The organism is Rhizobium sp. NXC24 (genome assembly GCF_002944315.1).
Lineage (GTDB): Bacteria > Pseudomonadota > Alphaproteobacteria > Rhizobiales > Rhizobiaceae > Rhizobium.
Genome location: NZ_CP024311.1, coordinates 3,942,698 through 3,956,155, shown reverse-complemented (window position 1 = coordinate 3,956,155; position 13,458 = coordinate 3,942,698). Strand labels below are relative to the sequence as shown.

Annotated in this window: 13 protein-coding genes and 1 pseudogene; 4 read left to right on the top strand and 10 right to left on the bottom strand. The window is 61.0% G+C overall.

Annotation, left to right across the window (positions count from 1 at the left end; translation table 11 throughout):
• Positions 1-5 precede the first annotated feature (5 nt).
• From NXC24_RS19415 to NXC24_RS19380, 8 genes are all read right to left on the bottom strand, one after another.
• Positions 6-1,088 (bottom strand): ABC transporter ATP-binding protein, encoded by a 1,083-nt coding sequence (locus NXC24_RS19415; RefSeq protein ID WP_104825265.1) that lies wholly within the window; start codon positions 1,086-1,088, stop codon positions 6-8.
• Between the two features lie 569 nt (positions 1,089-1,657).
• A complete protein-coding gene (locus NXC24_RS19410; RefSeq protein WP_245463910.1) occupies positions 1,658-1,891 on the bottom strand; it encodes a hypothetical protein in 234 nt (77 codons plus the stop codon).
• Between the two features lie 122 nt (positions 1,892-2,013).
• A complete protein-coding gene (locus tag NXC24_RS19405) occupies positions 2,014-2,460 on the bottom strand; it encodes an OsmC family protein (RefSeq protein ID WP_104825264.1) in 447 nt (148 codons plus the stop codon).
• A gap of 2 nt (positions 2,461-2,462) precedes the next feature.
• On the bottom strand, positions 2,463-3,131 hold the full coding sequence (locus NXC24_RS19400; protein WP_245463909.1) for a GntR family transcriptional regulator: 669 nt from the start codon (positions 3,129-3,131) through the stop codon (positions 2,463-2,465).
• Between the two features lie 177 nt (positions 3,132-3,308).
• On the bottom strand, positions 3,309-4,352 hold the full coding sequence (locus NXC24_RS19395; protein ID WP_104824771.1) for a CorA family divalent cation transporter: 1,044 nt from the start codon (positions 4,350-4,352) through the stop codon (positions 3,309-3,311).
• 220 nt (positions 4,353-4,572) lie between these two features.
• Positions 4,573-5,214: a ThuA domain-containing protein gene (locus tag NXC24_RS19390; protein WP_104824770.1), complete on the bottom strand. Its 642-nt coding sequence runs from the start codon at positions 5,212-5,214 to the stop codon at positions 4,573-4,575.
• Positions 5,215-5,238: 24 nt separating this feature from the next.
• Positions 5,239-6,339, bottom strand: coding sequence for a Gfo/Idh/MocA family oxidoreductase (locus NXC24_RS19385; protein ID WP_104824769.1), 1,101 nt, complete (start codon positions 6,337-6,339; stop codon positions 5,239-5,241).
• Positions 6,340-6,381: 42 nt separating this feature from the next.
• Positions 6,382-7,587 (bottom strand): ROK family transcriptional regulator, encoded by a 1,206-nt coding sequence (locus tag NXC24_RS19380; protein ID WP_104824768.1) that lies wholly within the window; start codon positions 7,585-7,587, stop codon positions 6,382-6,384.
• A gap of 219 nt (positions 7,588-7,806) precedes the next feature.
• Here NXC24_RS19380 and NXC24_RS19375 point away from each other — a divergent pair, with 219 nt between their 5' ends.
• From NXC24_RS19375 to ugpC, 4 genes are all read left to right on the top strand, one after another.
• Complete coding sequence (locus tag NXC24_RS19375; protein ID WP_104824767.1) at positions 7,807-9,117, top strand: extracellular solute-binding protein; 1,311 nt, start codon at positions 7,807-7,809, stop codon at positions 9,115-9,117.
• A 72-nt stretch (positions 9,118-9,189) separates the two neighbouring features.
• On the top strand, positions 9,190-10,128 hold the full coding sequence (locus NXC24_RS19370) for a sugar ABC transporter permease (RefSeq protein ID WP_104824766.1): 939 nt from the start codon (positions 9,190-9,192) through the stop codon (positions 10,126-10,128).
• Positions 10,121-10,969 carry a carbohydrate ABC transporter permease gene (locus tag NXC24_RS19365; RefSeq protein WP_104824765.1) on the top strand — a complete coding sequence of 283 codons (849 nt, stop codon included), beginning with the start codon at positions 10,121-10,123 and terminating at the stop codon, positions 10,967-10,969. Before NXC24_RS19370 ends, NXC24_RS19365 begins: the two co-directional genes overlap by 8 nt.
• A 122-nt stretch (positions 10,970-11,091) precedes the next feature.
• Positions 11,092-12,162 carry a sn-glycerol-3-phosphate ABC transporter ATP-binding protein UgpC gene (gene ugpC / locus NXC24_RS19360; protein WP_104824764.1) on the top strand — a complete coding sequence of 357 codons (1,071 nt, stop codon included), beginning with the start codon at positions 11,092-11,094 and terminating at the stop codon, positions 12,160-12,162.
• A gap of 15 nt (positions 12,163-12,177) precedes the next feature.
• Here ugpC and NXC24_RS19355 read toward each other — a convergent pair.
• Positions 12,178-12,534, bottom strand: a pseudogene (locus tag NXC24_RS19355) (DUF427 domain-containing protein); the annotation flags it as partial.
• A gap of 116 nt (positions 12,535-12,650) precedes the next feature.
• Positions 12,651-13,274, bottom strand: coding sequence for a TetR family transcriptional regulator (locus tag NXC24_RS19350; RefSeq protein ID WP_245463908.1), 624 nt, complete (start codon positions 13,272-13,274; stop codon positions 12,651-12,653).
• Positions 13,275-13,458 lie beyond the last annotated feature (184 nt).

The window sequence follows — 13,458 nt, the reverse complement described above, 5'->3', positions numbered from 1 at the left end:
TCTCCTCAGGCAGCCCGTTGCAGGGCGGGTGTGACTGCGGCGCCGTTGGTGTCGAACACCATGATGTGGCGCGGGTCGATGTAGACATCGATCGAGTCGTCGACATCGATGTCCTCGACGCCCTGGATCAGCATGACCCAGCGCCGGTCGGCGAAATCGATGTGGATGAAGCTTTCCGAACCGGTGATCTCGGTCACCATCACCCTTGCCGGCGCTGCGACCGCTTCGGAGGTCTGCGGCTTCAGCGCCAGATGGTGCGGCTGGAAGGCGATGGTGTAGGGGCCGTCCGGCTGGCTTTCTAGGCCCGGCGGTACGGGCAGGCTCATATCGCCGTTCAGCACGAAGAGATTGCCGCGCTTGTCGAGCGAGATCGTGTTCAGCGGCGGATCGGCGAAGGTGACGGCGGTGATCAGGTCCTTCGGCCTGCGGAAGACATCGATGGTCGGTCCGAACTGGGTGATCTTGCCTTCCGACAGGGTCGCGGTATTGCCGCCCAAAAGCAGCGCTTCCGAGGGTTCGGTCGTGGCGTAGACGAAGATGGCGCCGGATTCGGCGAAGATTTTCGGCAGTTCGGCGCGCAGCTCTTCGCGCAGTTTATAGTCGAGATTGGCGAGCGGCTCATCGAGCAGCACCAGGCCTGCATTCTTGACGATGGCGCGGGCAAGCGCCGTGCGCTGCTGCTGGCCGCCGGAGAGGCTGAGCGGCAGACGATCAAGGAAGGGGCCGAGCCGCAGAAGATCGGCCGCTTTCTTCACTTCGCGGTCGATCGTCGCCGCATCGATGCCGCCGAGGCGCATCGGCGATGCGATATTGTCGTAAACGGTCATGGCGGGATAGTTGATGAATTGCTGGTAGACCATGGCGACGTTGCGGCGCTGCACGGGCACGCCCGTGACATCGGCGCCGTCGACGTGGATCGTGCCCGAAGTCGGCTTGTCCAGCCCGGCCATCAGCCGCATCAGCGACGTCTTGCCTGAAAGCGTCGGTCCGAGGAGGACATTCAGCGTGCCGCGCTGCAGCGTCAGGTTCGTTTCGGCAATGTGCGTTTCGCCGCCGACCGCCTTCGACACGTTTCTGAGTTCAAGCACCATATGCTCCTTCCATGCATCGTATGGGGACGCTGCGACGGATTGCTGGCCGTAAGGCCTGTTTTGTTGCCCATTGGGTAGCGATCTGGAGGATATAAACCCGCCGCGATCGTTTATGCCTTTACTGTCCGAATGCCCCGTTCCTTCGACAGATTCGGGAGCGGCGGCGGGATGGTTGTGGAGAAGTAAATTGCGTCGATCCGGATGCGAGGGATTCGCGATGACGCAAACCGAGGCGAGCACGGTTCGGAACGCGGCAGACGCGCTCGACCGGACTGCGGCTCACGCAGCAACCAATGACATCCGTGACGTCGATTTGAGCTCTGGACAATTACCTCTCCCCTCGTTTCGATTTCTACCCCTCATGCGAAAACCGAAACTAGAATGACGATAAATGAAGATAAAGGAATGTCAAACGAAAATTGGGCGGGTCGCAATTTCCGGCCGAAACCGACATCAGGGTATGCGCCTTCATCCGCAGCATAACTGTTTAGGCGACACTGAAAATGGCTGAAAGTCACTCCGAATACAGAAAGCCGAGGCGGCGATTTTGTACCGCAGACCTGGCTTTACCGCACGAATAGGGCCGAAGAATCTGGCGAAAAAGTCGCGATCGTCCTCGGCAAGATAGCGCCTGGCCTTTTCCGGATTAAGATCGACGACCGATCGATGACATCGATGAAACCGTTCTTGACGATCACCTCCGACAGGCCTTCGGCAACGTCATACCACCAGTCGGGATCGCCTGTCGCGTATTCGAAAGCAATAAAGTTTGCCGGAAGCGTGGCCGAAACCTGGATCACGCGGCCTACTCGAGCAGACCGTTGGCTGTGCCGCGCGGGGCGAATAAAATGCAGATCAGGCTCGAAACCCGCAAGCCTGTCCGAAACATCCTCCGATCAATCGCCTTGGCGGAATGGATACCTCAAGCGGCGGCGACCTGGATTTCCGTCTTGACGGAATTGGCAATGAAGCACTGTTCATGCGCCAGGTGGTGCAGTTCTGCTTGCATTGCGGCGGTTGGCGGTTCCCCGGCATAGACGATGGTCGGATTGAGCTCAACGCGGCTGACGATCAATTTTCCGTCGACCTTTTCCATCACGCCGATCGCCTTGTCGGTATAGCTCTCGACGACGATCCGCTTGGGTGCGGCGAGCGAGAGAAAGGTCAACATGTGGCAACTGGAAATCGCCGCGATGTAGGCCTCCTCTGGATCGACATTGGCTTCCACGGAATAAGGAAGCGGAACGATATGCGGCGAAGCCGACGCCGGCACGACTTGGCCGCCGTCAAAGCGCCAAATGTGCGCGCGGCTGTAACGCTTGTCGGTGAAGACTGCTCCTTCGCGCTCCCAATGTACCTCGACGGTCATCTTCATATCAGATCATCCTTTGTCGGCATGGAAAGAAGTCTTGCAGTCGTTTGAGTGAGATGGTGGCGAAGATGCTGCGCGGCAGCGTCGACATCTCCCCTGACACAAGCGGCAACGATCGCGGCGTGTTCCTCGAAAAAATCAATGCGCTCCTGGGCGCCACGCTTTTGATGAAGGCATGCCCGCCGAGATTCTCGTCGAAGCGTTGCAATGGTTCTCAGCAATCGCGTATTTTCGCACCCGCTATACAGGGTCAGGTGAAACTGTTGGTCCAGCTCCTCAATCCCTACCGGATCGTACTCTGCGAATAGCCCATCGTTGAGCCTTTCAGCCTTCCGCAAGGCGGAAGGCAAAAGCAACGGCACCGACTGCTCCAAGGCGGCGACCTCCAGAATAGCCCGAAGCTCGGTAAGTTCACTTGCCTCCCCTTCCGAGAGGATCGCTACCGCCAGACTTCGATCCGGACGCCGCACGACCAAGCCACTCCCAAGTAAGCGGTCCAGGGCCTGCCTGACCGGTTGGCGGCTGACCCCGAAACGCTCGGCGATCGATTCCTGCTTGAGAACGGAGCCTGGTGCCAATTCACCTGACTCAATCTCGTCCCGCAGCTCGCTGAAAATAGACTTTGGATCCATGGATCCAAAGTAATGCTCTTTCCCGAAATTGGTCAAGCCTTAATCAGGAGGCGATCCCAGCCGCGTTCGTCGCAGGGCGGGGGCGAGGCGCGGCGTGTCGATGACCGGCGGTGATCCCGGGGATCGTGCATATGCTGTGCTGGTGCGGGTGCTGGAAGGATTGTCCTGTCGTCGACGGCGGCTCGGCGCGCTGACCGGCAGGACCAGAGTGGCCTAAAGCCAGTTGATACGCTTCAGCACCCAGAGGGTCGCGATCGAGGTGATCGTTACGAAGACGACGATGATAACGAAGGCCCAGGTGTCGTTGACGCCGGGGATGCCACCGACATTCATGCCGAAGAGGCCGGCCACAACGCTCGGCGGCAAAAGCAGGGCTGCGAGGGCGGCAAGGCGGTTGGAATTGCGGGCGATGCGCTCGCTGATGACGGTCGACAAGTCGTCGTGCAGGATGCTGGTGCGGTCGCGGATGGCGTCGAGATATTCGATGTAGCGCATCAGCTTGTCGATCACTTCGCGCATGCGCAGCTTGTCGCGCTCGGCAAGCCAGGGCGCATCGTCATGCTCGATGCGGTTTAGGGCATCACGTTGCGGCGCCAGATAACGGCGAAGCTGCACGGCTCGCCGGCGCAGCAGTTTCAGGCGCTCGCGCACTTGGCCGGCTTCGCCGTGAAAGATCAGTTCGTCGAGTTCGTCCACCTCTTCATCCATGGCGTCGAGCACGGGTTCGAGGTCGCGCACCAGCTTGTCGCCGATCAAGGCGAGCAGGTCGCCGGTGCGCTGCGGCCCTTTTTTCTTTTCCAACGACAGACGGATATCGCGCAGCGCCGTAATGTAGTGGCCGCTGTCGCGGAGCGAAACGATGCGCTCGCCATCGACCCAGAGATGCAGGGGCACAAGGTCGATATCGGCGGGTTTCTGCGTCGCGCCGTCCGGCGATGTCGCGCAGACGCCGCGCAGGATGATCAATAGCCCGTCGCCCACCGGTTCGACGCGAGGGCGCGAATCCTCCTCCAGCAGGGCTTCGATGACGAAGGGGTCGAAGCCGCTTTTATGCATGACCCAGTCGGCTGCGGCAGGATGGTCGCGCTCGAGATGTAGCCAAGTCACACCCTGCCCATGCTTCCACTCGCTGAGCTCTTCCATGCAGAGCTGCTTGCAGCCGCCACGTCCGTCGAGCTGGGAAGCGAAACGCAAACCCGGTTCGGTGCCGTAGCTGACCGTCGACGTGTTGGGTGCATCCGTGGCGCCTTGGTCCATCCGTCCTCCCCCGACAGCAAAAAAAGCGCAAGCAGCACAAGCGTTTGTGGCGTGCCGGCGATATTTTATCAGTTCGGGTCAAGGTGGCAAGGTGGAGGTGCGGAGAAGCCCCTCATCCGGCTCGTGAGCTTGTCGAAGGGCGGCCGCCCTGTCCCGCGTGCCGGGAGAGGGTTGTGTGAGGGGCAATTCTTGCTTGGAAATCAGATAGAGGCAGGTGCTCTCAACGCGCGGCCCAGTTGGCGCCGCGGCGGAAGATGGTTTTCATCTGCGGCACGTTGAATTCCTTGGCCTGGTGGCCGAGTGAGGAATAGAAGACGCGGCCCTTGCCGTATTTGCGCTTCCAGGCGACCGGCATGACGACGCCGTCGATCCAATAGGCATGATCGCCGGTAAATGTCGTGGTTGCCAGCACCTCGTTCGACGGGTCGACATGCATGTAATATTGCTCGGATGTGTAGGGGAAATCGGTGATCCCCTCCATGATCGGGTCATCCGATTTTGTGATGTTGACCGTGTAGTCGATGATGTTGCCGGGATGGGCGACCCACTGGCCGCCGATAATGAACTGATACTCGACGCATTCCCGGAAGCTGTCGCCTGCGCCGCCGTGATAGCCGGCGATGCCGACGCCGCTTTCGATCGCGGCGGCGAGGTTCTTCACCTCTTCCTTCTCGATCTTCGACATGGTGACGATCGGCACGACCAGGCTGAGGTCATGGATCGACGGGTCGGCAAAGGCTTCGGTGCTGTTTTCGAGGTAGACCTTAAAGCCATCCTCTTCCAGCACGTCGCGGATGATATGGGCGCATTCCTGCGGTTCGTGACCGCTCCAGCCGCCCCAGACGATAAGTGCTTCGCGCATGATATTCCTCCTGAAACTGTGTCGTTAGCGGCCGATCTGTCCATCGACCAGAGATTCGGACAGAGGGGCCGGACGCTCTGTTTGCGTCGTGATGGCGATCGTGCGGCCGGTGTCAGAGGCCGTCTGGAAGGCTTCCATGACTTCGAGCACATGCAGCGCGAGGCTGCCATCGGCGCGGTGCGGCCGGTTGGAACGGATGGCATGCGCCAGATCGGCGACGCCGAGCGAACGGTAGTTGCCGTCGGCATAGGGGGCCGCGACTTCGCGTTCCTCGAACTGGCCGCCTTTCTTGAGATATTCGACCGGGCCGCCGAAACGGTTCGGATCAGGCACGATCAGCGTGCCTTCGGTCCCATAGACTTCGAGCGGCACATGCTTGTGGCCGGCAACGTCAAAGCTCATGCCGATCTGCACGACAGCACCGTTGGCGAAGGCCATGACGCCGGCAACATGGGTGGCGACATGCACGGGGATGCGCTCGCCGTTGCGCGGCTCGCTGGTGATGATGCGCTCCTTGCGTGGCGTCACGGCAAAGCCGGCGACCTGGGAGACGGGGCCGAGCAGGTTGACGAGGTCGGTGATGTAGTAAGGTCCCATGTCGAGCATCGGGCCGCCACCGACTTCATAATAGAAAGCCGGATTCGGATGCCAGCGCTCGTGGCCGGGGCACATGAAGGTGGCGGTGCCGCCGACCGGGATGCCGATCGCGCCTTCGTCGATGATCGCGCGCGCCGTCTGGTGGCCGCCGCCGAGGAAGGTGTCCGGGGCAGCGCCGATGCGCAGGCCCTTGGCGGCCGCGGCATCCGCAAGCTTCTTGCCCTCCGCGAAGTTGATGCCGAGCGGCTTTTCCGAATAGGTGTGCTTACCGGCGTCAAGCGCTTGCAGGCCGACGGCGACATGTGCTTTCGGAATGGTCAGGTTGACGATGATCTCGATCGTGGGATCGGCAAACAGGGCCGCGACATCGACGGCCTTCAGACCAAATTCGGCGGCTTTGGCTTCGGCGAGTTCGCGATTGAGGTCGGCCACCCCTTTGATGTCGAGAATGGGGAACGATTTCATCGCGGTGAGATAGGCGCCGGAAATGTTTCCGCAGCCGATAATGCCAATGCCGACCTTTTCCATAAAGCTTCCTCCGAATGAAGTGTTCGTGCATGCCTTGCGGGGTCAGAGCGCCGGTGCCGGCCCTGTCGTTCCCCAAGGAGATTCGTAGAGTTCGCGCAGCGCCACAACGGCCGCGCCCTGCGCCCAGGTTTCATCTGTCGACTGGTCGAAGACGAGTTCGGTCACGCCCTTGATCGATGGCGGGATTGCCAGCGAATAGGCCTCTCTCAGGCTGTCGAGGAAGGGTTGGCCGAGCGCGAGGCTCGAGCCGACGAGGATAACGCGCGGCGGCGCAAACAGCGTGACGATATTGGCTAGCGCCATGCCGCAGGCTTCGCCGGCGCGGATCGCCGCGCCGATCAGCGCGTTGTCTTCGGCGGCAATCAATGTTTTGGCATGCGCCATGCCGCGGCCGAGGCGGATGGCTTCGGCAAAGCGGCCGCCGCTCGGCTGGTCGCCGAGGATCGCGCTTTCGCCCGCCAGGCTCGCGAGCCTGACCGTGCCCTGCGGCCCGATGCCGAGCGTGAGGTCGCCGAGATTATGACTCAAGCCGCCGGCGCCGCGAAACAATTGGCCGCCATGCAGCACGCCGAGGCCAAGCGTCTGTTCCAGCGACACCAGCACCATGTCGTCAAGATCTCTCGCCTCGCCGAACCAATGATGCGCCAGCGTGATCGCATGGGCATCGCTTTCGACGATGGTGGTAACACCCAGCCGCTCCGACATTTCCCTGGCGAAATCGACGCCGCTCTCGCGGAAAATCGGGCTAGAGCGCACATGGCCGGTGCGGTGTTCGATGACGCCGGGCAGGCCGAGGCAGACCGAATCGATTTCATCGAGCGCGAGATTGGCATCGACGACGCAGCGGCGCACCCCGTCCTCGATCAGGTCGGCGATGACGCTGATCGGCTGCCGGTCGACGCGAAGGGCGAGCGTCAGCGTCGACTGCACTTCGCCGCGGAAATCGGCGACGACGAAGACCATGCGGTTCGCGGCGATTTTTGCGCCGACGACGCGGGCGGCGTCCGGATTGAGCTCCAGCATGACGCGCGGCCGCCCACGGGCGGCGGCTTCACGCAGGTCGCCTTCGGTGCGCGCCAGGATCAGGCCGTCATCGAGCAGCGAAGCGGTGATCGCCGATACGGTCGTGGTCGAAAGCTGGGTGCGCTCGCTGATTTCGATACGCGCGATCGAACCCGCCCGCCGGATCGTATCCAGCACGTTGAAGCGGTTGATTGCCCGCATAAGCTCGGGGTCTGCTGTTTTCATGTGAATGGTGCCGAATGACGAATCCGCTCGGCTGCGGCCTGATATTTTTGACGGGATACGAATTAAATAACCTATGCTTATGGCCTGATGTCAAGCCGTTTCCCAGTCACTTCGCCGAAAATTTAGCGATGGTGGTTGACATTTCAGCAAAGCTCCGCTGAATTAATCCGCATAAGGGAAAAATTATTGAGGCTCTTGTTCCCTTGGGAGGAGAAAATCATGCTGTATGAACGCGGGGCGAAGGCCCTTCGCGGTGCGCGTGTTGCTGCGATCGCCGCTGCCACGGGGCTTGTCATGCTTGCCGGCGCCACGAGCGCTGCGGCGGATACGGTCGTCAAGTGGCTGCACCTGGAGCTCGATCCGAACTACATCGCCGTCTGGCGCAAGATCGCCGATCAATATGAAGCCCAGCATCCGGGCGTGAAGATCGAAATGCAGTTCCTGGCGAATGAAGCCTTCAAGGCCAAGCTGCCGACGCTGCTGCAATCGAACGACGCTCCCGATTTCTTCTTTAGTTGGGGCGGTGGTGTGTTGAAGCAGCAGCAGGCAACCGGCACGCTGATGGACCTGACCGCGGCGATGAACGCCAAGGATGACGCCTGGGTGAAGAGCTATAATCCTGCGGCAGTGAAAGGCCTGACCTTCGACAATAAGATCAGTGCCGTGCCTTACAAGCTCGGCACCGTTTCCTTCTTCTATAACAAGGCCTTGTTCGCCAAGGCCGGCGTCGACGCCAATGCTATCAAGAGCTGGGACGACTATCTGGCCGCCGTCAAGAAGATCAAAGCGGCCGGTATCGTGCCGATCGCCGGCGGCGGCGGCGAGAAGTGGCCGATCCATTTCTATTGGAGCTATCTGGTGATGCGTGACGGCGGCCAGAAGGTTTTTTCCGCGGCCAAGAGCGGCGAGGGCAATGGCTTCAATGATCCGGCGATCATCAAGGCCGGCGAGCAGCTTGCCGAACTCGGCAAGCTCGAGCCGTTCCAGCCCGGCTATCTCGGCACCACCTGGCCGCAGGCGCTCGGCGTCTTCGGCGACGGCAAGGCTGCGATGATCCTTGGCTTCGAAAACACCGCCGCCAACCAGCGCACCAATGCCGGCGACGGCAAGGGTCTCGCCGACGACAATATCGGCCGCTTCGCCTTCCCGGCGATTACCGGTGGCGCCGGTCTTCCGACCGATACGCTCGGCGGTCTGAACGGCTGGGCCGTGACCAAGAAGGCCCCGCCTGAAACCCTCGATTTCCTGGCCTATCTGACCAATGCCGAGAACGAACGCACCATGGCGCAGGCCGGCATGATCATCCCGGTCGCCGTCGGCGCGGAAGACGGCGTCAAGAGCCCGTTGATGCACGCCTCGGCCGACCAACTGGCGCATTCGACCTGGCACCAGAACTTCTTCGACCAGGATCTCGGCCCCTCCGTCGGCCGCGTCGTCAACGACATCTCGGTCGGCATCGTCTCGGGCCAGATCGCACCGAAGGATGGCGCGCAGCAGGTCCAGGACGCCTTCGAGCAGGACCAGCTCTAGCACCATCCGGCGCCGGCCTCTCCCTTGTGCCGGCGCCGGTTTTTCTTTGAACTGCAATTGTCGAGACCGCCCATGACCGATGTCAGCGCAACGACCGCCATACCGACCATCGCCAGAGCGAAACCCGCAGCGCGTCGAAAATCGCCGGCCGCGCGCGGCCGCATGCCCGTCATCCTGCTGTTTCTGCCGCCGGCGCTGCTGCTTTTCACCATCTTCGTCATCCTGCCGATGGGAGAGGCCGCCTGGTACAGCCTTTACAAATGGAACGGCTACGGCCCGCCGACGGAATTCATAGGGCTGCGCAACTTCCAGGTTCTGTTCAAGAACGGCGCCTTCCTGACCTCGCTGAAGAACAATGCGCTGATCATCCTGGTCTCGATCGCCCTTCAGGTGCCGCTTGCCATATGGCTTGCGACGATGCTGGCAAACCGCATTCGCGGCGTCGTGCTCTACCGGCTGATCTTCTTCCTGCCCTATGTGCTGGCGGAAGTGGCCGCCGGCTTGATCTGGCGCTTCGTCTATGACGGAGACTACGGCCTGTTTGCCGCGATCTCGCATTTTCTCGGCACCGCCACCCCCTATGTGCTCGCCGATAAGGATCTGGCGATCTATGCGGTGCTGGCGGTGATCGTGTGGAAATATTTCGGCTTCCACATGATGCTGTTCATCGCCGGTCTGCAATCCCTCGACAAAAGCGTGCTGGAAGCCGCCGAAATCGACGGAGCCACCGGCTGGCAGAAATTCCGCTACGTCACCCTGCCGCTGCTCGGCTCGACACTGCGCCTGTCCGTCTTCTTCGCCGTCGTCGGCTCGCTGCAGCTTTTCGATCTGATCATGCCGCTCACCGGCGGCGGACCGTTCAACTCGACCCAGACGATGGTGACCTTCCTCTACAATTTCGGCGTCACCCGCATGCAGGTCGGCCTCGGCAGCGCCGTCGGCGTGGTGCTGTTCGTGATCTGCGTCACCCTCGCCTTCGGCTACAAACGGATATTTATGCGCAATGACTGATATGGCCTCATCCGTTCGCATGACCACCGGCACGAAGATCTATCTCTACGTGTCGCTGACCATCATCGCCGCCATCGTGCTGATTCCGCTGTTGACCACGGCGCTCGGCGGTTTCAAGTCGCTCGGCGATCTCCGAACCAATCCCTTCGGCCTGCCGGCCGAGTGGCATTTCGAGAACTATACCGGCATCCTCTTCGGCGATCGCTATTGGCGGCAGATGATGAATTCGCTGATCATCGCCACCCTGACCGTGTTCCTGACGGTCACAGTCTCGGCCATGGCAGCCTTCGCCTTTGCGCATGTGAAGTTCTTCGGCTCGAACTTCCTGCTGAATTATTTCCTGATCGGCCTGATGTTCCCGGCGGCGACCGCCATCCTGCCGCTGTTCATCCGCATCCGCGATCTCGGCCTGCTCAATACTTATTGGGGCGTGGTGCTGCCGCAGGTGGCTTTCGGCCTCGGTATGAGTATTCTTCTCTTTAGAAACTATTTTCGCAACCTTCCGGAAGAATTGTTCCAGGCGGCTTTCGTCGATGGTTGCGGCTATATCCGCTTCTTCTGGCATATCTCGCTGCCGCTCTCCCGGCCGATCGTCGCCACCGTCAGCATCATCTCCTTCGTCGGCAGTTGGAACAGCTATATCCTGCCGCTGATCATGCTGAATTCGGATTCGATCTATCCCTGGCCGCTCGGCATGATGGTCTATAGCGGCGAATTCGGCACGGAATGGGAACTGGTGCTCGCCTTCATCACGCTCACCATCATGCCCACCATCATCGTCTTCTTCCTGGCGCAGAAACACATCATCGCGGGTCTCACCGCCGGTGCCGTGAAATCCTGAGCCTAGAGCGGTTCAGCTTTTCACGGAAACTCTGAACCGCTCTATTTCTTTGTTTTCCAGCAATTCCGGACGGAAAACCGCTATGCACTTTTCCTGGAATTGCTCTCATCGGAGCAAACAACATGGCATCCGTCGAACTGCATAACATCCACAAGGCCTATGGGGCGCTTCCGGTCATCCACGATATCTCGCTGGCGATCGATGATGGCGAGTTCATCGCGCTTGTTGGTCCCTCCGGCTGCGGTAAGTCCACGCTGCTGCGGATGATCGCCGGGCTCGAGGAAATTACCGATGGTGACGTTTCGATCGGCGGGCAGGTGGTCAACAGCATGACGCCGCGCGAGCGCAACATCGCCATGGTCTTCCAGTCCTACGCGCTCTATCCGCACATGACGGTGGCCGAGAATATGGGCTTCAACCTGAAGCTCTCGGGCCAGCCCAAGCCGGTGATCGAGCAGCGGGTCAACGAGGCGGCGCGCATGCTCGACCTCACCAAGCTGCTCGACCGCAAGCCGGCGCAGCTCTCCGGCGGCCAGCGCCAGCGTGTCGCCATGGGCCGCGCCGTGGTGCGCAATCCCGCCGTCTTCCTGTTCGACGAGCCCTTGTCGAACCTCGACGCAAAACTGCGCGTGCAGATGCGCTCGGAGATCAAGGCACTGCATCAGAAGGTGCAGACCACGTCGATCTATGTCACCCACGACCAGATCGAAGCGATGACGCTCGCGGACCGCATCGTCGTGCTGAACCAAAGGCGGATCGAGCAGCAGGGGACGCCGATCGAGCTTTATCGCCAGCCGGCCAATCTCTTCGTCGCCGGCTTCATCGGCTCGCCTGCGATGAATTTTCTCGATGGCATGGTGAATGGTGTTGACGGCTCACCGTCGGTGCGGCTCACAGACGGCACGCAGGTTCGCATCGCAGGCGAGCGCAGAGTGAAGTCCGGTCAGAGCGTGAAGATCGGCCTACGGCCGGAACATCTCAGCCTGACGGGCAGCGGCTCGCCGCTCACCGGCCAGACCTTGCTGGTCGAACCGACGGGCGCGCAGACCCATGTGCTGTTCGATCTGGCCGGCGAGCAAGTGACGGCCGTCGTCGACGGTGAGGCTCCGGTTCGCTATGGCGAGCAATTGAAGGTCAACGTCAATGCCGATCAGGTCTATGTTTTCGACAGCGGAAGCGGGATGGCGCTTTAGACATCGACCGGTGGCATCCACCCGATCCGGGTAGAAGGCCATGTAATCCTTGATCTGGCTGACGGCGGCGCGCGGATTTTCGTAGGTCCAGACCGCATTCACCGAGCGCTCGCCGCCGACGGGGATGCTGTAATAGGAGCAATCGCCCTTATAGGGACAGTAAGTGGCATGGTCGGTCCTCTTGAGCGCGGACATGTCGATATCTTTGCGCGGCACATAAATGACCGCGGGATAGGAGGCTTCCTTCAGGGACAGCGCCTCACGCGTATCGGCAATAACCTTGCCGGCGACGGAGACGGTGACATGGGCACGCTTGTTCTCGATCGTGATCGGATGATCGGGACCGGGAATCTTGACCAGCTTTTCGGACATTTTGCTTTCCTCAGCTTTGGTGAATGTTAAGGGAGTTTGGCTCTGCCGCAGCAAGAAACTCGCCTGACGATCTCAGCTCAAAAGCATATAGGAAGTGCCCCACCGATTATCAGGCCCTACGGCGCCCGCATTTTCGGTGCACCCCAGCGCAGGCCGTCCATCAGCAGGCGGACGAGGCGGCGGGAGCGGTCGTGCCATTCCAGTGAAGTGGGCATGGAATAGGTGCCGGACAGCGCATGCAGCACGTCGGTGCTGTCGACATCGGCGCGGATAGAGCCGTCGGCGACGGCCCGTTCGATCAGGCCGCGGAGCGCGATCGGCACCATGCCGTAGCTGTCGGCGAAGAGTTCGGAATTGCTGTTGAGCAGGATGCGCAGGCTGTCGGCCATGCCGCGCTTGGTGGCGATATAGCCGACGAAGCGGTGCATCCATTCCTCCAGCGCCTGATCCGGCGCACGCTCGCGCGAAAGCTCTTCGGCCGCGTTGCAGAGCACCTCGACCTCGTGGCGATAGACGACTTCGACCAGATGTTCGCGGGTCGGAAAATGGCGGTAGAGCGTTCCAACGCCGACACCGGCGCGCCGCGCAATGTCTTCGAGCGAGGCGGCGGTGCCGTGGCTGGCGAAGGCTTGCGCCGCGGCTTCGATGAGTTTGTCGCGATTGCGGCGTGCATCCGCACGCAGGGTTTTTGCGCCTGGCGGCGTTTCGTCCTTGAGCCCTGGCGATGGCTTCGAAGCCAATTTATGCTCCATGCGGATTGCGACTTGACGATACCAGACAAGTCTCTAAGTTAATAAACGGAGGCGCCTCCGTTTATTCTGGAGTACCGAAGGATTGTTACCGCATTAAGGGCTGGGACGCCATTGCCGTCTGATCGGAGGATTAGGGACGGCGAAAGCGCAGCCTCCCCTCGGGCGTCCCACC

What these genes read in the sequence shown, in the direction of transcription:
- NXC24_RS19380 (WP_104824768.1), bottom strand. Translation starts at nt 7,587, where the DNA reads ATGAAAACAGCAGACCCCGAGCTTATGCGGGCAATCAACCGCTTCAAC.
- NXC24_RS19370 (WP_104824766.1), top strand. Translation starts at nt 9,190, where the DNA reads ATGACCGATGTCAGCGCAACGACCGCCATACCGACCATCGCCAGAGCG.
- NXC24_RS19405 (WP_104825264.1), bottom strand. Translation starts at nt 2,460, where the DNA reads ATGACCGTCGAGGTACATTGGGAGCGCGAAGGAGCAGTCTTCACCGAC.
- ugpC (WP_104824764.1), top strand. Translation starts at nt 11,092, where the DNA reads ATGGCATCCGTCGAACTGCATAACATCCACAAGGCCTATGGGGCGCTT.
- NXC24_RS19395 (WP_104824771.1), bottom strand. Translation starts at nt 4,352, where the DNA reads ATGGACCAAGGCGCCACGGATGCACCCAACACGTCGACGGTCAGCTAC.
- NXC24_RS19365 (WP_104824765.1), top strand. Translation starts at nt 10,121, where the DNA reads ATGACTGATATGGCCTCATCCGTTCGCATGACCACCGGCACGAAGATC.
- NXC24_RS19375 (WP_104824767.1), top strand. Translation starts at nt 7,807, where the DNA reads ATGCTGTATGAACGCGGGGCGAAGGCCCTTCGCGGTGCGCGTGTTGCT.
- NXC24_RS19390 (WP_104824770.1), bottom strand. Translation starts at nt 5,214, where the DNA reads ATGCGCGAAGCACTTATCGTCTGGGGCGGCTGGAGCGGTCACGAACCG.
- NXC24_RS19385 (WP_104824769.1), bottom strand. Translation starts at nt 6,339, where the DNA reads ATGGAAAAGGTCGGCATTGGCATTATCGGCTGCGGAAACATTTCCGGC.